The sequence below is a fragment of the Nitrospirillum iridis genome (assembly GCF_014205765.1).
GTDB lineage: Bacteria > Pseudomonadota > Alphaproteobacteria > Azospirillales > Azospirillaceae > Nitrospirillum > Nitrospirillum iridis.
The window spans coordinates 164,129-182,020 of sequence record NZ_JACIIZ010000013.1; the positions used below are offsets into that span (position 1 = coordinate 164,129).

Here is a 17,892-nt window from a genome sequence, read left to right on the forward strand (position 1 = left end):
TTTCCGCCGTTGGCGGCAGGGGCGGGCGTATACCGGCGTAAGGCCTTGGCCCAGGCAGATCATTTCTATACCGGAATGGATAGTCGCTGATGCTTCGCCACCACCTTTTGGCCAGTGTTGCCGTTTTCGGCATGGCGTTCGGCGCCCTTGCCCCCGCCTTCGCCGCTGCGCCGGCGGACACGGCGGACAGTCTGCGCACCCTGGTGGAGGCGTCGGCCGACCGTCTGGCGCTGGGCCATCAGGTGGCCTTGTCGAAATGGGATAGTGGCGCGGCGGTCGAGGATGGCGGGCGCGAGGCCGTGGTGATCATGAACGCCGTGTCCCAGGGGGAGGGACTGGGCCTGGAGCGCATGTGGGTCGCCGGCCTTTTCCGGGCGCAGATCGAGGCCAACAAACTGGTGCAGTACGCGTTGCTGGCCGATTGGTCCCGGGGCGGGGCGCCGGACCATGCGCCGGTGGATCTGGTGCGTGACGTGCGGCCCCAGCTTGACGTGGCCCAGAAGGCCATGATGGCGGCGCTGCCCGGTGTCGCCCCCTTGCGGACGCGCAAGACCTGCCGGGGCGAGGTGGCGGCGGCCGTCGGTGATTACCTCTATCGCCGCCAATTGCCGGCCGGCACCTTGGACGCGATCGCCCTGGACCGTGCGCTGGCCGGCGTGTGCGGGGGGTAGCCCTGCACCGAAGGCGCAGGTGCCGCCCATCCTGTGGGGGATGCGCCGGGAACCCGCTTTGGGACAGAATGCCCGCCCCATGGTTCCGGTGACGAAAGGGTTTGCCTCGTGCCTATGAAAGACCGCATCCGCGTGCGGGAGGAGCGTATCCTCTCCAAAGGCTGGTCCACCCTGAGCACGGTCACCTTCGACTATCATCGCCGGGACGGCGACTGGCAGACCCTGACGCGGGAGGTCTATGATCGCGGGCACGGCGCCGTCATCCTGCCCTACGATCCCGCGCGCGGCACCGTGCTGCTGGTCAGCCAGTTCCGCTATGCCGCCTACGCGGCCGGCCACACCGCGCCGATGATCGAGGCGGTGGCGGGCCTGCTGGACCATACCTCACCGGAGGAAACCATCCGCCGCGAGGCGGAGGAGGAGGCGGGCTGCCGCATCGGCGCCGCCCGCAAGGTGTTCGAATCCTATATGAGCCCCGGATCGGTGACCGAACGCCTGACCTTCTTCGTCGCCCCCTACAGCGCCGCCGACCGTATCGGTGCCGGTGGTGGTCTGGTGGAGGAGGGCGAGGATATCGAGGTGCTGGAGCCCACCCTGGACGAGGCGTTGGCCATGGTGGCCGACGGCCGGATCGTGGACGCCAAGACCATCATGCTGCTGCAGTACGCCAAGCTGAACCACTTGGGGGGCTGAGGCCGGCCGGGCTTATACTGGCTCCCGGCTTCCGTTTCAGTCCACATAGATCATGAACTGCTCATATCGCCCCGCGTCCGCCCGGGCGACGACGCGCACGGTCCGGCTGGCGAACGCCGCCTGGTAGATCTCTTCGGTCAAGCCTCCCCGCAGATGGCGGGCGACGCCCTTGAAGCCGGTCAGGGGCCCCAGGGGGGCCAGCGTGGCGGCATGGTCGGCCAGGGCGGCCGGGCTGAAATAGGCGGCGCCATCAGCCGTCAGCTGGCGGGTGTCGGCGTGCCCCTGGGCCAGCCCCTCCAGGAAGGCGCGGGCGGCGGCCGTCTCTTCCGCGCTGGGCTGGGTCGACAGCGGCAGGACGGCGCCGATCTTCTGGGCGATGCCGCCCGGGTCGCCATAGTCGCTGTTGACCAGCACGACGATGGCGGCACCCAGGTCCGGCCATACCCGGTTCTCCGCCAGGAAGCCCGAGACCTCACCGCCGTGGCGCAGCAGGCGGGCGCCGCCATCGGCCGTGACCGTCAGGCCCAGGCCGTAGCGGGCGTCCTGGCCATTGCTCAGGCGCACACTGGTCTCCATCGCCCGCCAGCTGTCCGGCTTCAGCAGCCGCTGCTCCATCAGGGCGAGGTCCCAGCGCGCCAGGTCCTGGGGCGTGAGCGCCAGTTGCGCCGCCCCCATCAGCCAGCCGGGCGCCTCCTTCGGCGCCGGTCGCGGCTGACCCAGGGCATAGCGGGTGTAGCCCGCGGCGTCCTTGGCGCCCAGCGGGCCGTGGTCGATGTCGGCGGCGTCCAGGCCCAGGGGCTTCAGCACCCGGGCGTTGAGAAAGGTGAAGAAGGGCTGGCCGGACGCCTTCTCCACGATGCGGGCGGCGATGGTGAAGCCGGTGTTGGAATATTGCCAGGCCGCGCCGGGCTGGAAGTCCAGCGGCACACGGGCCCAGCGGTCGAAGATGCCGTCGGCCGTCGTGGGCTTTTCCATGAAGGCCGGCACATAGTCCTGCGGCCAGAAATCGCGATAGCCGGCCGTGTGGCTCAACACCTGGCGGATGGTGATGCGGTCGCCATCGGTCAGATTGGGGATGAATTTGCCCACCGGATCGTCCAGCGACAGCGCGCCGTCCTCGGCCAGCAGCAGGATGGCGGCGGCCGTGAACTGCTTGGAAACGGAGCCGATGGCGAAGCGTTGCGCCGGCGTGGCGGCGACCGCCGGATCGCGCCGCGCCTGGCCGTAGGCGTGGACGTAGGCCAGCTTGCCGTCACGCACCACGGCGATGGAGGCGCCAGGCGTGCCCGTGTCCGCCAACACCTGGGTCACCGCCGCGTCCACCTTGGCCGCCAGGTCGGGGGCGAGGGTGCCGGTATCGGCAGCCAGGGCAACCGGGGACAGAAGAAGGCTGCCCGTGACCAGGGCGACGAGCAGGGCGCGCATGAATTGTCCCGCGTGCATGGAAGGGGCCGATATCCTTGCATTCTCCCGTTCCCCGGGGGAAGCGGCTTTTCGCCGCCCCAACTTCACCGGCCCTGCGCACCGGGTGCTTGAGCCGTGTGCTGGGGCGGAAGGAGCATAGGCTGTAATTCGTTACAGATGTAACAGTCTAAAATCCGGATGAAAAACGCCTGAAAGGCCGGACGGCGCATCACAGGGGAGGGGGGTGCTTCAAGGCATTCAGCGCCAGGCGGGCCACGCCCCGCAGGGTATCCGCGTCGGTGCCGGCCCTGGCCGCCACCGTCAGGCCGGACAGGGTGGTGGCCAGGAAGACGGCGGCGGTGGGCACATCGATATCGGCCGCGATCTCACGGGCGGCCTTGGCCCGCGACAGCTGGCGCATCAGGGCATCACCCCGCCTGCGGGCGGCGGCATCGCCCAGGGCCGCCACGTCCCCATCCGAACGCCCGAACTCACAGATGGCGCTGACGCCCAGGCAACTGGGCTGCCCTGCCGGGGAGGGACCGACGGTTTCGGCGATGAACGCCATGATCGCGTATTCAAGCCCGGTCAGCGGCGTGGGGCCGGCGTTCAGGGTCCTGATGAAACGCGCCACGCCGTCCTCGCCATACCGCCGCAGGGCCGCGAGATATAGCTGCCGCTTGTCGCCGAAGGTGTCGTACAGGCTTTGCCGGCTGATCCCCATGGCGCGCAGCAGCGCTTCGGTGGACGTGCCTTCGAAGCCGTGCTGGGCGAACAGCGCCATGGCGGCGGCCAGCGCCGTCTCGCCGTCGAATTCCTTGGGGCGGGCCATGCCCGTCACATACTCATTCCAGACCGATCCATCCAGAAAAAAAGGGACGGTACTCGCCCCATTCCCCCTAAGCGCTTGGCGGGAGGCCGTTTATCGGCGGCTGACCAAAATTCACGCCTGCACCATTTAACAAGGTTTAACGCCAAAACAGCATCGCTCCGGACAATAGTGTTGTCACTGACGCACGTACACTGCTCAGCGGGTGGGGGCCGGATCGCCGCCTGTTCGGGGTCCATTCCGGGCCCGTTGGCGTCCTCCCTCGATCGTAAGACCTGAGGCTCGCGGTTCTCGGCCGCCGGCTCGGAACAGATGAGGGATGCGAGATGTCAGACGTCGCGATGAAGTACTTCTACGCCACCGCCATCCACGGGTCGATGCGGGCCGCCAGCCAGAAGATGAATGTGGCCGTGTCCTCGGTCAGTCGGCAAATCGCCCAGCTGGAGGCCACGATGGGCATGCCCCTGCTGGAAACCGGCCGACGCTCGGTCAAGTTGACCACCGCCGGGCAGATGGTGTTCGACTATTACCAGGCGCAGATGGCGGACAGGGAGGCCTTCGCCGCCCGGCTGGAGGCGCTGCGCGGCATGCGCATGGGCACGGTGGAACTGGCGGTGGGCGAGGGTTGCACCGTGGGGGCGGTGCAGGGTGTGCTGGATGCCTTCCAGGCCCGCTACCCCGGTGTGGAACTGGCGTTGCACACCGTCTCCACCACCGAACTGGTGCGCATGGTGGTGGATGATGAGGTGCACATCGCCATCGGCGCCCAGGTGCCCTGCGACCCCAAGGTGCGGGTGCGCACCTCGGCCCGCCAGCCGTTGATGGTGATCAGCCGCCCTGACCATACCCTGGCCAAGCGTGGTGCTGTGACCCTGCAGGACCTCACGGGCCACGACCTGTGTCTGCCGCCCCGCGACACCCGTATCCGCCAGCTGCTGTCGGCGGCGGAAATGCGCCACCAGGCGTGGCTGCGCGCCACCGTGACCACCAATTCCATCCACACCATGCGCGAGCTGGCGCTCTGCGGCCGCGCCGCCACCATCCTGCCACGCGCCGGGGTGCTGGCCGATCTTGAGGATGGTAGCCTGGTCGCGACGCCGCTGTGCGATGTCGAGGCCGACACCACCACCGTGGACCTGGTGACCCGGTTGGGCCGCCAGCTTCCCCACGCCGCCACGCTGGCGCTGTCCCTGCTGGAACAGCAGGTGCACCGCTGGGGCCAGGGCGGTGGGCAAATGGGGGGGCACGGGGCGGCGGCGCATGGCCGGCCTGACCGCCGCGTCGGTCCCAGCCTGATGGTCGAGGCGGTGGCCTGATCGTCTGGCGGCGATTCCACGGTTGTGGCGGGCGGGGCCATGGGCGGCCATGCCGTTTGGGGCGCAGGAGAGCAATTTCCGGCAGGCCAGGCGCCCGGCTGGCTTGATATCATCGGCGCGGACCAAGGAGCCGCCGGTGAAGACCCCATTCCCTTCCTACCTTCAGCGCTTCCAGCGGGTGCTGCGCCATATCGACGAACATCTGGGGGAGGGGCTGGGCCTGGATGTGCTGGCTGGTGTCGCCGCTTTCTCCCCGCACCATTTCCACCGCCAGTTCACCGCCCTGCTGGGCGTTCCCCCCGGCCGTTATGTCCAACTGGTTCGGCTGAAGCGGGCCACTTGGCGCCTGGCCTTTCGTGACGCCCCCGTCCTCGAGGTGGCGTTGGACAGCGGCTATCAGGGGCCGGAGGCCTTCACCCGCGCTTTCAGGCAACAGACCGGGCAATCGCCCAGCGCCTTCCGCCGCCAGCCCGACTGGGCGGCGTGGCAGGCCGGCTACCGCCCCGTCAGCGACATCAGGAGGAATTTCATGACCGATGCCTTCGCCCCCGTACGCGTCATCGATGCGCCCGACATTCCCGTCGCCGTCCTGGAACACCGGGGCGACCCGGCGACACTTGGCGACAGCGTCCGGAGTTTCATCCAGTGGCGCCGTGCCGCCGGCCTGGCGCCACGGCTGAGCGCGACCTACAATATTTTCCATGATGACCCGGACCAGACGGATCCCGCCGACTTCCGCCTGGATATCTGCGCCGCCGCGGCCCGCGTGCCCGCCAACGACCTTGGTGTCAGGGCCGGGATCATCCCGGGTGGCCGCTGCGCCGTGCTGCGCCATGTGGGCACGGATGAGGGCTTCGGCGCCGCCATCCGTCACCTCTATGCCGATTGGCTGCCTTCCAGCGGGCAGGACCTGCGGGATTTCCCCCTGTATTGCCAGCGCGTGGCCTTCTTTCCCGACGTGCCGGAGCATGAGGCTATCACCGACATCTTCCTGCCGCTGAAGTAAGGGGCACCTCTGTGGCGCTTAAACCCGGTGCCCGGCGCGGACGCGATGGATGCGGACGGATACGCCGTCGATGATGGCGGGGACGGGGGCCGAGGGCTTGTCCACCTGCACCGTGATGGTGTCGATGCGGGGAAATTCGTCCAGCAGGGTGCCGGCCACCGCCTCCGCCACCGCCTCGATGGTCCTGAATCGGCGGGCCGTGGCCACCCGCGTCGTGGCCGCCGTCAGCTTGGCGTAGCAGACGCTCACGTCCCAGTCGTCCGCCCGGCCGGCCACCGACAGGTCCAGCGTGCAGTCCAGCGAGATGAAGAAGCGCTGACCCAGAGTCGCTTCCTCGGCCGTCAGGCCGTGGTGGGCGTATATGGCGATGCGGTGGACCAGGATATGGTCGGTCATGGGGGGCCTTCCTGCTTTTGCCGGCCTGTCGGGGCCAGCCGGGCACAGGCTGCCTGTTCCCGGGGCCGCTGTCACGCCCCGGCTTACCCGCATGCCTGGGGCCGGCTGTGGCAAAACGCGGACGGCTGATTTGACGGTTGCGCCGCCGGGGTGAGGGCGGCAGGGTGGCCGCCGCACCTTCCGCCTATGCCCCCCGGGGCCACGACCGGATCCATTGCCCATGCCTGACCCGACCGGGAATCTTGCCGCCGTCCGGCACCGTCTGCGCCTGGGGTGTTCGGTGGCGTTCCCCGGCTTCCGCACCTTGACCCCGGCGGAGGAGTTCCGGGCGGTGGCGGATTGGTGCGACGCCAACGGCATCGATCATGACCAGTACGGACAGGGCGACCTGCTGGCGGCATTCGAGGGCACGGTGGCCGGATTGCTGGGCAAGCAGGCGGCGGCCTTCATGCCCAGCGGCGTGATGGCCCAACTGATCGCCCTGCGCCTGTGGGCGGAGGTCAGCGGCGCGCCCCGGTTTGGCATGCCCCACACCGCGCACGTGGCCCTGCATGAGGAAGAGGCCTACCAGGCGCTGTTCAATTTCCATGGCGTGCCGGTGGGGGACCGCCGGCGGCCGCTGCTGGCACGTGATCTCGCGGCCGTGGCCCAGCCGCTGGCCTGCCTGCTGGTGGAACTGCCGCTGCGGGAGATCGGTGGCCAGTTGCCGGACTGGGATGAGTTGCAGGCGCTGAAGGATCTGGCGCGGTCACGCCAGCTGCCGCTGCATATGGACGGCGCCCGCCTTTGGGAAAGCCGGGCCTATTATGGCCGCGGCTATGCCGAGATCGCCGCGGGATTCGCCTCCGTCTACGTCTCGCTCTACAAGGGCATTGGCGGCATCGCCGGCGCCATGTTGGCCGGCGACGCTGATTTCATCGCCAACGCCCGGCTATGGCAGCGGCGCCTGGGCGGCACCCTGGTGCGGCAGAGCCCCATGGCCGCCACCGCCGCCATGCGGTTCGAGACACGCCTCAGCCAGATGGACGCCTGCTATCGCCGGGCGCTGGACCTGGCGGCGGGCCTGGCCGGGCTCCCCGGCATCCGCCTGAATCCCGCCGTGCCGCAGACCAACATGCTGCACATCTTCTTCGACCGCCCGGCCGAGGCGGTGGCGGAGGCGCGCGACGCCATCGCCCACACCCAGCGCTGCTGGGTGGCGGGGGAAATCCGCGCCGCCGACGTCCCGGGCTGGAGCGTGACGGAGCTGTATGTGGGCGACACCCTGCTGGACCTGGACAACGCCCATGTCCTGCCCTACTTCGCCCGGCTGGCGGGTGCCTGATCAGGGTTGGAGGTCGCGGAGGTCGACCCCGGTGGTGCGTACGGTCCAGCGCCGGTTCCAGCGCAGGTCGGTCAGCGACAGCGGCGTGATGTCCAGCCGCCAAAAGGCGGGCGGGGGCGCCTCCAGCACCTGGGCAACCGCCATGCGGATGACCGCGGGGTGGGTGATGGCCAGCGTATGGCCATCCCGGGGGACGGTTTCCAGCCAGGCGGCCACCCGGGCGCGCAGTTGCGCCAGCGACTCCCCGCCATGGGGCCGGGCCTCCGGATCACTCAACCAGGCGGCCACGCCGTCCGCCTCCGTGGCGGAGAGATCGGCCAGGCTGCGGCCCTGCCAGGCGCCCACGTCCAGGTCGCATGGCGCCGGTTCCGCCGCGATCTCCAGGCCCAGGGGTGCGGCCAGCCTGTCGGCGGTCTGCCGCGTGCGTCGCTCCGGGGCCGTCCACAGGCGGTCGACCTTGCGCGGTGTGCGCCCCGCGCTCATGCGCGCAGCTTGGGCCAGGCCCGCTTCCTCCGCCGCCTCATCGACCCGCGGGAAGGTGGCGTCCCGCTGGGCGCGGGTGGGGGCGTGGGCGATCAGGGTCAGGCGCGCGGTCACGATTGGGGCGGTCACGAGATATCCCTTGAATGCGCCATCCCGCCTCCCTACCATCTCCGGACAACCCGCGCATGGGGGAAGCCGGTGCAAATCCGGCACGGTCGCGCCACTGTAACCGAACGCCTCGCCCTTTCCAGGACCTAGCGTTTGGAAGCCAGACCCCTCGTCGCCCACCAGACCGCAACGGGACGCGTATTCCCAGGGAGCGTTTTCATGGCCATAGCCGCCACCCACTCCGGTACCTCCGTCGCCTTGCCCGTGATCTCTGGCGCCCAGCTCCTGCCTTGGGCCGTGTTCGGCGGGCTGCTGCTGGTGCTCATGGTTTATTTCGTTGGCGCCGAACAGGGGGCGACCTCGCTGATCCAGGGTCGCGAGGTGCATGAGTTCGTGCACGACGCCCGCCACCTGCTGGGTTTCCCCTGCCACTAAGGCGGGCGGCACCCTCCTCATGATCGGAATTCTGCTGGCCCGCGGGATGCTCATCGGCATCCTGGCGGGCGTGTTCGCCTTCGGCGTGGCCACCTTGATCGGTGAGCCGTCGGTCGACCGCGCCATCGCCTTTGAATCGGCCCATGGCCATGACCACCCTGAGGGGGGGCGACAGGACGAGACAGTCCCGCATGAACACGCCGCCCCTGAACATGCCGGCCCCGACGTCGGCCACCATCATCACCACGCCGCCGAAGCGGGGGATGAGGAGGAGGAACTGTTCAGCCGCGCCACCCAGGGCGGCTGGGGCCTGCTGACCGGCCTGGTGGTCTATGGCGCCGCCGTGGGCGGGCTATTCGCGCTGACCTACGCCTATGCCCAGGGGCGCATGGGGGCGTTGGGGCCGCGTGGCCTCGCCGCCACCCTGGCGGTGCTGGGCTTCCTCGCCATTGTGCTGGTGCCCGGCTTCAAGTACCCGGCCAATCCGCCGGCGGTGGGCGACCCTGATACCATCCGACAGCGCACCGCCCTGTTCTTCATCCTGCTGATCCTGTCCGTCGCCGCCATGGGGGGCGCCGTGGTCTGCGCCCGGCGCCTGGCGGGCCGCTGGGGCGGCTGGAATGCCGGCCTGGCCGGCGGTGCGCTGTTCCTGGCGGTCATGGTTGCGGCCGGCTTCGTTCTGCCCACCGTGGACGAGGTGCCAGTAACTTTCCCAGCCCAACTGCTGTGGCAGTTCCGCCTGGCGTCCTGGGGCATCCAGGCGGCCCTGTGGGCGGCATTGGGCCTGGGGTTCGGTGGGCTGTGCCAGGCGGCGCAGGAGAGGGACGCCCAGGCGCTGCGCCGGGGCGACAGGCCTGCACTGTTCTGATCCGCTTTTCTCGGATGATGACAGGGGCGCCGTTCCTATAATGGAGCCGCCCCCTGTCAGGACCGTTGGCCGCCATGTCCCCCACCGTCTTCGCCATCGTCCTGTTCGCCGCCCTGTTGCACGCCACCTGGAACGCCCTGGTGAAGGGGGCGGGGGACAAGCTGATGGCGGCGGTCCTGGTGGCGGGGGGGGCGGCCGGCATCGCGGCGGTGGTTCTTCCCTTCCTGCCGCAGCCCGCGCCGGCCAGCTGGCCCTACATCGTGGCCTCCAGCGTGCTGCAGGTGGTCTACATGTCCCTCCTGGCCCGCGCTTACCATGTGGCGGACATGAGCCAGACCTATCCCTTGATGCGCGGCACGGCGCCGTTGGTGGTGGCTGCTACCGGGGCCGTATTGCTGCGGGAGGGGCTGTCCGCTGTCGCCTGGGTGGGGGTGGTCACCATCTGTGCCGGCATCCTGAGCATGGCCTGGATGGGGCGAGGGGGCGGGCATGATCCAGCGGCGGGCGGCGCCGGCCCGCGCCTGGCTCTGCTGAACGCCCTCGTCATCGCTGGCTACACCCTGGTGGACGGCCACGGCGTGAGGCTGTCGGACGCGCCCGCCGCCTATACGCTGTGGGGCATGCTGCTGAACGGCGTGCCCCTGGTCGCCTGGGCCCTGCTGGCCCGGCGCCGGTCCTTTCTCGGCCATGTCGCCCGCCAGTGGCCGCGGGGGCTTGTGGGGGGCGCCGGCACCCTGGTCTCCTACGGCTTGGCGTTATGGGCCATGACCGTGGCGCCCGTTGCCGTCATCGCCGCGCTCCGCGAGAGCTCCATCCTTTTCGGCACCGTCATTGCCGGGGTGGTGCTGAAGGAACGGGTGGGGCCTCGGCGGCTGGCCGCCGCCTGCCTGATCGCCGTGGGTGCCATGGTGCTGCGGCTGGCGTGACGGGCCGGTTGGCCGGCCCCGGGTTCAGGAACGGCCGTAGCTGTCGTCCAGGCGGACGATGTCATCCTCCCCCAGATAGGCGCCGGACTGGACCTCAATCAGTTCCAGCGACACCTTGCCGGGATTTTCCAGCCGGTGGATGCAGCCCAACGGCAGGTAGATCGACTCGTTCTCCCGCACCAGCAGCTGCTCCTCGCCGCGGGTCACCAAGGCGGTGCCGCTGACCACCACCCAATGCTCCGCCCGGTGAAAGTGCTTTTGCAGCGATAGCTTGCCGCCCGGCTTCACCGACAGGCGCTTAACCTCGTACCGGTGGCCGGATAGCAGGCCTTGGGCGGATCCCCAGGGACGGTGGACCTTGCGATGCTCCAGATATTCGGTCCGCTTGTCGCGTTTCAGCGCGTCCACCACGTGCTTCACGTCCTGGGCCCGGTCGCGATGCACCAGCAGGACGGCGTCGTCGGTGGTCACCAGGATCACATCGTCGACACCGACGATGGCCGCCACCCGGCCATCCTCGCACCGCACATAGGTGTTCTTGGCATCCACATGCAGCACGGTGCCGACGGAGGCGTTGCCGTTGTCATCCTTGGCGCTGATGTCCCACAGCGCCGACCAGGTGCCGACGTCTGTCCAGCCGATGTCCGCGGACACCATGGCGGCCTTGTCCGTCTTTTCCATGACGGCGTAGTCGATGGAAAGATTGGGCGCCTTGGCGAAGGCCGTGGCGTCCAGACGCAGGAAATCCGAATCCCGTTTGGCCAGGTCCAGGGCTTCCCGGACAGCGGTCAGGGTCTCCGGGCTGTAGCGCCGCAGTTCCTCGATCAACACGCGGGCCGGCATCATGAACATGCCGCTGTTCCAGTAATGATCGCCCCCGGCGATGAATGCCTCGGCCCGGGGCAGATCCGGCTTTTCGGTGAAGGCCGCCACGTGGAAGGCGTTATCGGTGCCAGGGATGGGGGCCCCCCGCCGGATGTAGCCATAGCCGGTCTCGGGATATTGCGGCTTGATGCCGAAGGTCACCAGGTAACCCTGGGCCGCCAGATGGTGGGCGTTGGCCACCGCGGCCTGGAAGGCGGGCTGGTCCAGGATCGCATGGTCGGCGGGTAGCAACAGCAGGATGGCGTCCGGATCCGCGTCGCTGGCCACCAGGGCCGCGATCGCGGCGGCCGGTGTCGTGTTGCGGCCGACCGGTTCCAGGATGATGCCCGCAGGCGGGATGTTGATGTCGCGGAACTGCTCCGCGATGATGAAGCGATGATCTTCATTGCAGATGATCAGGGGCTGGGCGTAACGCGCCGCCTCCGCCACCCGCAACGCGGTGTCCTGAATCAACGACCGGTCGCCATGGATGATTTGCAGTTGCTTCGGATAGCGCTCGCGCGATACCGGCCACAGCCGGGACCCCACCCCGCCGGACAGAAGGACGGGCTGGATCAGTACCGTGGGCTTGCTCTCATCCCCAGATTGAATAGCATTCTGCGAGCCAGTCACCACAACATTCATAATTAAAAGCCTTTAATCCATGTATATCTCAATTGTCGGCAATATAGACCTGCGGGGCGCGGCAGGGAACAGGATTCCTGGGCGATTGAGGGATAGAGATATTAGTGTGTTTCGGGCTTGAATAGAATCCTCGGAAACACACTAAGCTTCTGGTTTGCCGTGTGATCGGCTCAGGTGGTGCCATCTGAGCCCGAGGATGTTGAAAGCGTTCTGAGCACCGGCATCCATCGAGATATGGCGATAGGCCGCTGGGTGTGGACTGGGTGGGGGCTTGGCCCATTTATGTTTCCCGCGCGATGAGATGCAGGAAGGACCCGGCCACCGTGCCCCGCCGGCTGCCCAAGGGCCCCAGGTCGGTGCCGTCAGCGGCCTCGGCTGTCAGCAACGGCACGTCGGATCCGGCGGTGGTGACGCTGGCGTAGTGAAACTCATGGCCCCGGAAGCGGCTGCCCGCCGGGCCCAGGGCCATGTCGGCCAGGGTGGTGATCCGGCGGTAGCCCAGGTGCAGCTTGCGCTTGGCGAAGCTGGTCCGGACCGACAGCAGGCCCAGCATCTCATGCGCCTGGCCCTCGGCGTCCACCAGCATCTCCCCCAAGGTCATATAGCCGCCGCATTCGCCAAAGACGGCGGCACCCTGGATCGCCCGGGCCGCCATGCCGGCCTTGAAGGTGCGGGCCGCCGCCAGGCGGCCGGCATGCAGTTCTGGATAGCCGCCGGGGAGTACCACGGCATCGGCCCCCGCGTCCGGCGCCTGGTCCGCCAGGGGGGAGAAGGGCAGGATCTCGGCCCCCGCCGCGCGCCAGCCGGCCACAACGTGCGGATAGACGAAGCTGAAGGCGGCGTCGCTGGCCAGCGCGATGCGCTGTCCCGGCGGCGGCAAGGCCGGGGCGGCGCCGCTCAAGCCCGGCACGTAGGGGGCGGCCAGGGCCGCCAGCCGGTCCAGGTCGACATGGTCGGCCACCCAGGTGCCCAGGGCCGCCAGCCGCTCAGCCAGGGCATCCGTCTCCGACGCCTGCACCAGGCCCAGGTGACGCTCTGGCAGGGCCAGGCCGGGGGTGCGGGGCAGGGCGCCCAGCACGGGGATGCCCAGGGCATCGATCGCGCCCTCGATCAGGCCGCGGTGACGGGGGCTGGCGATGTTGTTCAGCACCACGCCGGCCAGGCGCACGTCGTCGCGATAGGTGGCGAAGCCCTTCACCAGGGCCGCCACCGACTGCGACGCCCCGCGTCCGTCCACCACCAGCACCACGGGCCAGCCGGTACGGGCGGCGATGTCGGATGTGGCGCCATTACCCCAGGCGCCCGCCCGGGCCACGCCGTCGAACAGGCCCATCAGGGCCTCGCAGATCAGCAACTGGCCACCGGCGGCGGCGTGGTTGGCCAGGGCGTCGAACAGGGCGGGCGCCATGGCCCAGCTATCCAGGTTCAGGCTGGGGTGGCCGCAGGCGGCGGCGTGGAAGGCGGGGTCGATATAGTCGGGGCCGGACTTGGCGGCGCGCACGTCCAGCCCCCGGGCGCGGAAGGCCGCCAGCAGGCCCAGGGTCAAGGTGGTCTTGCCGGATCCCGATGCCGGGGAGGCGATGATCAGGCCCGGCGCCACGGCGTTAGGCATCGGCCACCCCCAGCCAGTTCAGCGTGCCGCGCAGTTCGGCGATGGCGCCGATGACGATGATGGCCGGTGGCGCCAGATCGCTGGCGCCCAAATCGCGCGCGCAGGCGCCCAGCGTGCTGGTCAGCACCCGCTGACGCGGGGTGGTGGCGTCGCAGATGACGGCCACGGCGGTATCCGGGGGCAGGCCGCCGTCCTGCAAGGCTTGGGCGATGCCACCCAGGCCCCGCCAGGCCATGTAGAGGATCAGCGGCGCCCTGGTCGCGGCCAGGGCCGCCCAGTCCGGTCCATCTCCCGCCGACTGCCCGGTCACCAGGATGACCGCCTGGTTGGCGGTGCGGTGGGTGGCGGGAATGCCGGCATAGGCGGGACCCGCCAGGCCGGCGGTGATGCCTGGCACCACGCGGAAGGGCAGGCCGGCCGCCACCAGGGCCAAGGCTTCCTCACCCCCCCGTCCGAAGACGAAGGGGTCGCCCGCTTTCAGGCGCAGCACCCTCAATCCCTGGCGTCCCAGTTCCACCAGGCGCAGGCTGATATCCTCCTGCGCCGGTGAGGGGCGGCCGCCGCGCTTGCCGGCGAATTCCTTTACGGCGGCCGGGTTGGCCAGGCCCAGGATACGGTCGTCCACCAGCGCGTCGTAGACGATATGATCGGCCTGGCGTAGAGCATGCAAGGCCAGCAGCGTCAGCAGGCCGGGGTCGCCAGGTCCCGCCCCCACCAGCCAGACGCAGCCGGGATTGAAGGCGGGAAGGTCGAGAGCGGATAGGGTCGGGTCAGTCATGGATGGCGACGGCGTGAATGAGGCGGAAGGAACGGACGGGCGCGCCTTGCGTCCGGGCTGGACCACCGGCGCCTGCGCCACGGCGGCGGCTGCGGCGGCCGCGACGGCCCTCTTTGGCGGGGACTTCCCGGACCCGGTGACCATCACCCTGCCCGGCGGCCAGCGCCCGGCCTTCGCCCTGGCGGTGACCGACCGGGGGGACGGATGGGCGATGGCCGGTGTGATCAAGGACGCGGGCGATGATCCCGATGTGACCCATGGCGCCCTGGTGCGGGCGCGGGTCGCGCCCGGCCCTGCCGGCGGCGGCGTCACCTTCCGCGCCGGCCCCGGCGTCGGCACCGTGACCCTGCCGGGACTGCCCCTGGCGGTGGGCGAGCCCGCCATCAATCCCGTGCCCCGGGCCATGATCATTGCTGCGGTGACCACCGTGGCGCAGGCCGCTGGCCGGGCGGCTGACCTGGTGGTGGAAATCGGCATCGACAAGGGCGAGGTCCTGGCCCGGCGCACCCTGAACGGCCGCCTGGGCATCATCGGTGGCCTGTCGGTGCTGGGCACCACCGGCATCGTCGTGCCCTATTCCTGCGCCGCCTGGATCGCCAGCATCCATCGCGGGGTGGACGTGGCCCGGGCCGCCGGTCTGACCCATGTCGCCGCCTGTACCGGCCGGACGTCTGAGGCGACAGTGGCCCGTCATTATGGCCTGCCGGAACAGGCCCTGCTGGACATGGGCGACTTCGCCGGCGGCACGCTGAAATATCTGCGCCGCCATCCCGTGCCGCACCTGACCATCGCCGGTGGTTTCGCCAAGCTGGGCAAGCTGGCGCAAGGCCTGATGGACCTGCATTCCAAGCGCCACGCGGTGGACCTGGACTGGCTGGCCGGGGTGCTGGCCGATCTGGGGGCGGCGCCCGACCTGGTGTCGGCCGCGCGCGGCGCCAACACGGCGCTTCAGGTGCTGCAGATGGCCGATGCCGCCGGCCTGCCCGTGGCGGACAGGGTCGCGGCCCTGGCCCGCCGGGTGGCGCTGGGTGTGCTGGAGGACGCGCCCATCACCGTGGATGTGCTGGTCATCGACCGGCAGGGCGGCCTGATCGGACACGCTGGCGCTGTCGGCCAGGCCTAGGCTCACATCTTCCTCCCGCGGTAGCGGCGCTGATACCCGGCATCGTAAAGCGCGCTGGCGCGGAAGTCCTCCGTGCCCAGCGTCTTGCCCACCAGGATCAGGGCCGTGCGCTCGATGGGGTTGACTGCCACCTGCTGCGCGATGTCGGCCAATGTGCCGCGCAGCACGCGTTCATCGGGCCAGGAGGCGCGATAGACCACCGCCGCCGGGCAATCGGCGCCGTACAGTGGGGTCAGGCGCGCCACCACCTCGTCAATGACATGGATGGACAGGTGGATGGCCAGGGTGGCGCCCGACGCCCCCAACACCTCCAGCGTCTCGCCGGCCGGCATGGCGGAGGCGCGGCCGCTGGTACGGGTGATGACCAGGGTCTGGCTGACCTCCGGCAAGGTCAGCTCCCGCCCCAGGGCGGCGGCGGCGGCGGCGAAGGCCGGCACGCCGGGGGTGATGGTGTAGGGGATGGCCAGGTCCTTCAGGGCGCGCACCTGCTCGCCCAAGGCGCTGTAGACCGACAGGTCGCCGGAATGCAGGCGGGCGACGTCCTGGCCCGCCGCGTGGGCCGCCCGGAACTCGGCGACGATCTCTTCCAACGACAGGGGGGCCGTGTCGACGATGCGGGCGTCCGCCGGCGCATGGGCCAGCACGGCGGCCGGCACCAAGGACCCGGCATAAAGGCAGACGGGGCAGCGGGCGATCAGGTCGCGGCCGCGCAGGGTCAGCAGGTCGGGCGCGCCGGGGCCGGCGCCGATGAAATGCACGGTCATGGGGTAACGCCTTGGGAACAGGCCACGGCGCAGGTGCTGGCCGGTCCCTGGATACGGGGCAGGACAAGATGGGCGCTTCGGTTTTGCGGGGCGCCGCAACCGGCCAGCGCCGCAGCCTCCGCCACCGGCGGCAGGCCACGGTCGGGGCCGGCGCTGGGGGTGGGGGTGTCGATGGTGCTCAAGGTCGCCGCGTCCAGCCCAACCAGGGGCAGGCCCAGGGCCATGGCGGCCCGCACCAGGCCCGGCTCCCTCACCTTGCTGTCCACGGTGCACAGCGTCAGGCCGGGGGGCAGGGCGTCCCAGCCCAGCCGGGCGAAAGCGCGGGCCAACAGATCCCGGATTTCGTCGGCCGACACCGCCTGGCGGCAGCCGATGCCGATGGCCCACACGGGCTTGGTCATGACGGCTTCTCCACCCGCCACAGGGTGACGGGCATCAAGGGGCGCCAGCCGCGAAAGCCGCCCAGCGGGGCGGCGCGCTCCACCGACAGACGGGTCAGCGATCCGCCCAGCGTGGCGTGTCGGCGGATGATCTCCGCCTCGGTTTCCAGGGTCACCGCGGTGGCCACCAGCCGCCCGCCGGGACGCAAGGCCCGCCAGCAGGTGTCCAGCACGCCCTCTACGGTAAGGCCGCCGCCGATGAAAACGGCGTCCGGCGTGGGCAGGTCGGCCAGGGCCCCGGGCGCCTTGCCCTCGCGGAAGGCCAGGCCGGGGACGCCGAAGCTGGCGGCATTGGCGCGGACGGCGGCCATGCGGTCCGCCCTGTCCTCCACCGCCACCGCCCGGTTGGCGGGATCGGCCAGCAGCCATTCGATGGCGATGGAGCCCGACCCGGCGCCCACGTCCCACAGCATTTCCCCCCGGCCGGGGGCCAGGTGCGACAGCGCCACGGCCCGCACCTCGCGCTTGGTGATCTTGCCGTCGTGCTGGAACCAGTCGTCGGGCAAACCTGGGCTGCGCGGCAGCGCGCGCGCGCCAGGCTCCGCCGCGCAGGCCAGCGCGATGGTGTTCAAATCCTGAACGTCGTCCCCGGGCCAGGTATCGGCCGTGGCCGTGCGGACGCGTTCCCGGGGGCCGCCCATGGCCTCCAGCACCGTGAGGGTGCTGTGCCCGAAGCCCCGTTCCTTGAGCAGGGTCGCCAGCTTGGCCGGCGTGGTGCCGTCCCAACTCAGCAGCAGCACGCGGGCGCCCGGCCACAGATGGGGGATGATCGCTTCCAGGGGGCGGCCGTGCAGCGACAGGCAGGCGACCTCCTGCAGGGCCCAGCCCAGGCGGGATGCCGCCAGGCTGAAGGCCCCAGGGGCCGGAAACGCCCGCGTTTCCGCCGCCGGCACCAGGCGGCCGAGCGTGGCGCCGATGCCGAACCACTGCGGATCACCGCTGGCCAGCACCGTCACCGCCTGGCCGCGCCGGGCCAGCAGGGCGGGGAAGGCGTCGCCGAGCGGGCTGGGCCACGCCAGGCGCTCCTGACCCTCGGTCACCGGCGCCAGGGCCAGGTGGCGGGCGCCGCCGACCAGCAGGGAGGCCCCGGTCACCGCCGCCCGGGCGGGCGCCGCGAGGCCGTCCCAGCCATCCTCGCCAATGCCGACGATGGTCAGCCAGGGTGTCGCGGTGCTAGTCATGGCCGGCACTCGATGGCGGAGATGGG

The 17,892-nt window shown here is 70.2% G+C and carries 19 protein-coding genes; 9 read left to right on the forward strand and 10 right to left on the reverse strand.

Annotated elements, in window-relative coordinates:
• Positions 1–89 precede the first annotated feature (89 nt).
• Positions 90–671 carry a chorismate mutase gene (locus FHS74_RS21600; protein WP_184804998.1) on the forward strand — a complete coding sequence of 194 codons (582 nt, stop codon included), beginning with the start codon at positions 90–92 and terminating at the stop codon, positions 669–671.
• Positions 672–785: 114 nt separating this feature from the next.
• Positions 786–1,364, forward strand: coding sequence for an NUDIX domain-containing protein (locus FHS74_RS21605; RefSeq protein WP_184805182.1), 579 nt, complete (start codon positions 786–788; stop codon positions 1,362–1,364).
• Positions 1,365–1,400: 36 nt separating this feature from the next.
• Here FHS74_RS21605 and FHS74_RS21610 read toward each other — a convergent pair whose 3' ends face one another.
• Together FHS74_RS21610 and FHS74_RS21615 are read right to left on the reverse strand one after the other, a co-directional pair.
• Complete coding sequence (locus FHS74_RS21610; RefSeq protein WP_184805001.1) at positions 1,401–2,789, reverse strand: serine hydrolase domain-containing protein; 1,389 nt, start codon at positions 2,787–2,789, stop codon at positions 1,401–1,403.
• Positions 2,790–2,997: 208 nt separating this feature from the next.
• Positions 2,998–3,600 (reverse strand): TetR/AcrR family transcriptional regulator, encoded by a 603-nt coding sequence (locus FHS74_RS21615; RefSeq protein ID WP_184805005.1) that lies wholly within the window; start codon positions 3,598–3,600, stop codon positions 2,998–3,000.
• A 323-nt stretch (positions 3,601–3,923) separates the two neighbouring features.
• Here FHS74_RS21615 and FHS74_RS21620 point away from each other — a divergent pair, with 323 nt between their 5' ends.
• Complete coding sequence (locus tag FHS74_RS21620) at positions 3,924–4,913, forward strand: LysR family transcriptional regulator (RefSeq protein ID WP_184805008.1); 990 nt, start codon at positions 3,924–3,926, stop codon at positions 4,911–4,913.
• A gap of 136 nt (positions 4,914–5,049) precedes the next feature.
• On the forward strand, positions 5,050–5,919 hold the full coding sequence (locus FHS74_RS21625) for an AraC family transcriptional regulator (RefSeq protein WP_343066992.1): 870 nt from the start codon (positions 5,050–5,052) through the stop codon (positions 5,917–5,919).
• Between the two features lie 18 nt (positions 5,920–5,937).
• On the opposite strand, the gene folB is transcribed toward FHS74_RS21625, so the two are convergent.
• Complete coding sequence (folB, locus tag FHS74_RS21630) at positions 5,938–6,315, reverse strand: dihydroneopterin aldolase (protein WP_184805014.1); 378 nt, start codon at positions 6,313–6,315, stop codon at positions 5,938–5,940.
• Between the two features lie 220 nt (positions 6,316–6,535).
• Between folB and FHS74_RS21635 the strand changes: the two genes are divergently transcribed.
• Positions 6,536–7,639, forward strand: a complete 1,104-nt coding sequence (locus FHS74_RS21635; RefSeq protein WP_184805017.1) for a threonine aldolase family protein — start codon at positions 6,536–6,538, stop codon at positions 7,637–7,639.
• On the opposite strand, the gene FHS74_RS21640 is transcribed toward FHS74_RS21635, so the two are convergent.
• Positions 7,640–8,251: a histidine phosphatase family protein gene (locus FHS74_RS21640; protein WP_211106469.1), complete on the reverse strand. Its 612-nt coding sequence runs from the start codon at positions 8,249–8,251 to the stop codon at positions 7,640–7,642. It lies immediately after the preceding gene.
• Positions 8,252–8,449: 198 nt separating this feature from the next.
• Between FHS74_RS21640 and FHS74_RS21645 the strand changes: the two genes are divergently transcribed.
• The 3 genes from FHS74_RS21645 (at position 8,450) to FHS74_RS21655 (ending at position 10,459) form a co-directional block, all read left to right on the forward strand.
• Positions 8,450–8,665, forward strand: a complete 216-nt coding sequence (locus tag FHS74_RS21645) for a CbtB domain-containing protein (protein ID WP_184805020.1) — start codon at positions 8,450–8,452, stop codon at positions 8,663–8,665.
• Between the two features lie 19 nt (positions 8,666–8,684).
• Complete coding sequence (locus FHS74_RS21650) at positions 8,685–9,533, forward strand: CbtA family protein (RefSeq protein WP_184805023.1); 849 nt, start codon at positions 8,685–8,687, stop codon at positions 9,531–9,533.
• Positions 9,534–9,607: 74 nt separating this feature from the next.
• Complete coding sequence (locus FHS74_RS21655) at positions 9,608–10,459, forward strand: EamA family transporter (RefSeq protein WP_184805026.1); 852 nt, start codon at positions 9,608–9,610, stop codon at positions 10,457–10,459.
• Positions 10,460–10,483: 24 nt separating this feature from the next.
• On the opposite strand, the gene FHS74_RS21660 is transcribed toward FHS74_RS21655, so the two are convergent.
• From FHS74_RS21660 to cobA, 3 genes are all read right to left on the reverse strand, one after another.
• Positions 10,484–11,956 (reverse strand): mannose-1-phosphate guanylyltransferase/mannose-6-phosphate isomerase, encoded by a 1,473-nt coding sequence (locus tag FHS74_RS21660; RefSeq protein WP_343066995.1) that lies wholly within the window; start codon positions 11,954–11,956, stop codon positions 10,484–10,486.
• Positions 11,957–12,248: 292 nt separating this feature from the next.
• On the reverse strand, positions 12,249–13,580 hold the full coding sequence (locus FHS74_RS21665; protein WP_184805031.1) for a cobyrinic acid a,c-diamide synthase CobB: 1,332 nt from the start codon (positions 13,578–13,580) through the stop codon (positions 12,249–12,251).
• Positions 13,573–14,358 (reverse strand): uroporphyrinogen-III C-methyltransferase, encoded by a 786-nt coding sequence (gene cobA / locus FHS74_RS21670; protein WP_184805035.1) that lies wholly within the window; start codon positions 14,356–14,358, stop codon positions 13,573–13,575. The genes FHS74_RS21665 and cobA overlap by 8 nt, the downstream gene beginning before the upstream one ends.
• Between cobA and FHS74_RS21675 the strand changes: the two genes are divergently transcribed.
• Positions 14,357–15,481, forward strand: coding sequence for a cobalt-precorrin-5B (C(1))-methyltransferase (locus FHS74_RS21675; RefSeq protein WP_184805038.1), 1,125 nt, complete (start codon positions 14,357–14,359; stop codon positions 15,479–15,481). The two genes, cobA and FHS74_RS21675, sit on opposite strands and share 2 nt — an antisense overlap.
• Before the next feature lie 2 nt (positions 15,482–15,483).
• Here the strand turns inward: FHS74_RS21675 and cobM are convergent, their stop codons facing one another.
• From cobM to cbiE, 3 genes are read right to left on the reverse strand one after another with little or no spacing between them, the layout of a single operon-like run.
• Positions 15,484–16,245: a precorrin-4 C(11)-methyltransferase gene (gene cobM, locus FHS74_RS21680; protein WP_184805041.1), complete on the reverse strand. Its 762-nt coding sequence runs from the start codon at positions 16,243–16,245 to the stop codon at positions 15,484–15,486.
• A complete protein-coding gene (locus FHS74_RS21685; RefSeq protein WP_184805044.1) occupies positions 16,242–16,646 on the reverse strand; it encodes a cobalamin biosynthesis protein in 405 nt (134 codons plus the stop codon). Before FHS74_RS21685 ends, cobM begins: the two co-directional genes overlap by 4 nt.
• Complete coding sequence (gene cbiE, locus FHS74_RS21690) at positions 16,643–17,866, reverse strand: precorrin-6y C5,15-methyltransferase (decarboxylating) subunit CbiE (protein ID WP_184805047.1); 1,224 nt, start codon at positions 17,864–17,866, stop codon at positions 16,643–16,645. The genes FHS74_RS21685 and cbiE overlap by 4 nt, the downstream gene beginning before the upstream one ends.
• Positions 17,867–17,892 lie beyond the last annotated feature (26 nt).

Coding starts and splice junctions, on each gene's coding strand:
- FHS74_RS21620 (WP_184805008.1), top strand. CDS start 3,924: ATGTCAGACGTCGCGATGAAGTACTTCTACGCCACCGCCATCCACGGG.
- cobM (WP_184805041.1), bottom strand. CDS start 16,245: ATGACCGTGCATTTCATCGGCGCCGGCCCCGGCGCGCCCGACCTGCTG.
- cobA (WP_184805035.1), bottom strand. CDS start 14,358: ATGACTGACCCGACCCTATCCGCTCTCGACCTTCCCGCCTTCAATCCC.
- FHS74_RS21675 (WP_184805038.1), top strand. CDS start 14,357: ATGGATGGCGACGGCGTGAATGAGGCGGAAGGAACGGACGGGCGCGCC.
- FHS74_RS21605 (WP_184805182.1), top strand. CDS start 786: ATGAAAGACCGCATCCGCGTGCGGGAGGAGCGTATCCTCTCCAAAGGC.
- FHS74_RS21650 (WP_184805023.1), top strand. CDS start 8,685: ATGATCGGAATTCTGCTGGCCCGCGGGATGCTCATCGGCATCCTGGCG.
- FHS74_RS21610 (WP_184805001.1), bottom strand. CDS start 2,789: ATGCGCGCCCTGCTCGTCGCCCTGGTCACGGGCAGCCTTCTTCTGTCC.
- cbiE (WP_184805047.1), bottom strand. CDS start 17,866: ATGACTAGCACCGCGACACCCTGGCTGACCATCGTCGGCATTGGCGAG.
- FHS74_RS21635 (WP_184805017.1), top strand. CDS start 6,536: ATGCCTGACCCGACCGGGAATCTTGCCGCCGTCCGGCACCGTCTGCGC.
- folB (WP_184805014.1), bottom strand. CDS start 6,315: ATGACCGACCATATCCTGGTCCACCGCATCGCCATATACGCCCACCAC.
- FHS74_RS21665 (WP_184805031.1), bottom strand. CDS start 13,580: ATGCCTAACGCCGTGGCGCCGGGCCTGATCATCGCCTCCCCGGCATCG.
- FHS74_RS21655 (WP_184805026.1), top strand. CDS start 9,608: ATGTCCCCCACCGTCTTCGCCATCGTCCTGTTCGCCGCCCTGTTGCAC.
- FHS74_RS21615 (WP_184805005.1), bottom strand. CDS start 3,600: ATGGCCCGCCCCAAGGAATTCGACGGCGAGACGGCGCTGGCCGCCGCC.
- FHS74_RS21600 (WP_184804998.1), top strand. CDS start 90: ATGCTTCGCCACCACCTTTTGGCCAGTGTTGCCGTTTTCGGCATGGCG.
- FHS74_RS21685 (WP_184805044.1), bottom strand. CDS start 16,646: ATGACCAAGCCCGTGTGGGCCATCGGCATCGGCTGCCGCCAGGCGGTG.
- FHS74_RS21645 (WP_184805020.1), top strand. CDS start 8,450: ATGGCCATAGCCGCCACCCACTCCGGTACCTCCGTCGCCTTGCCCGTG.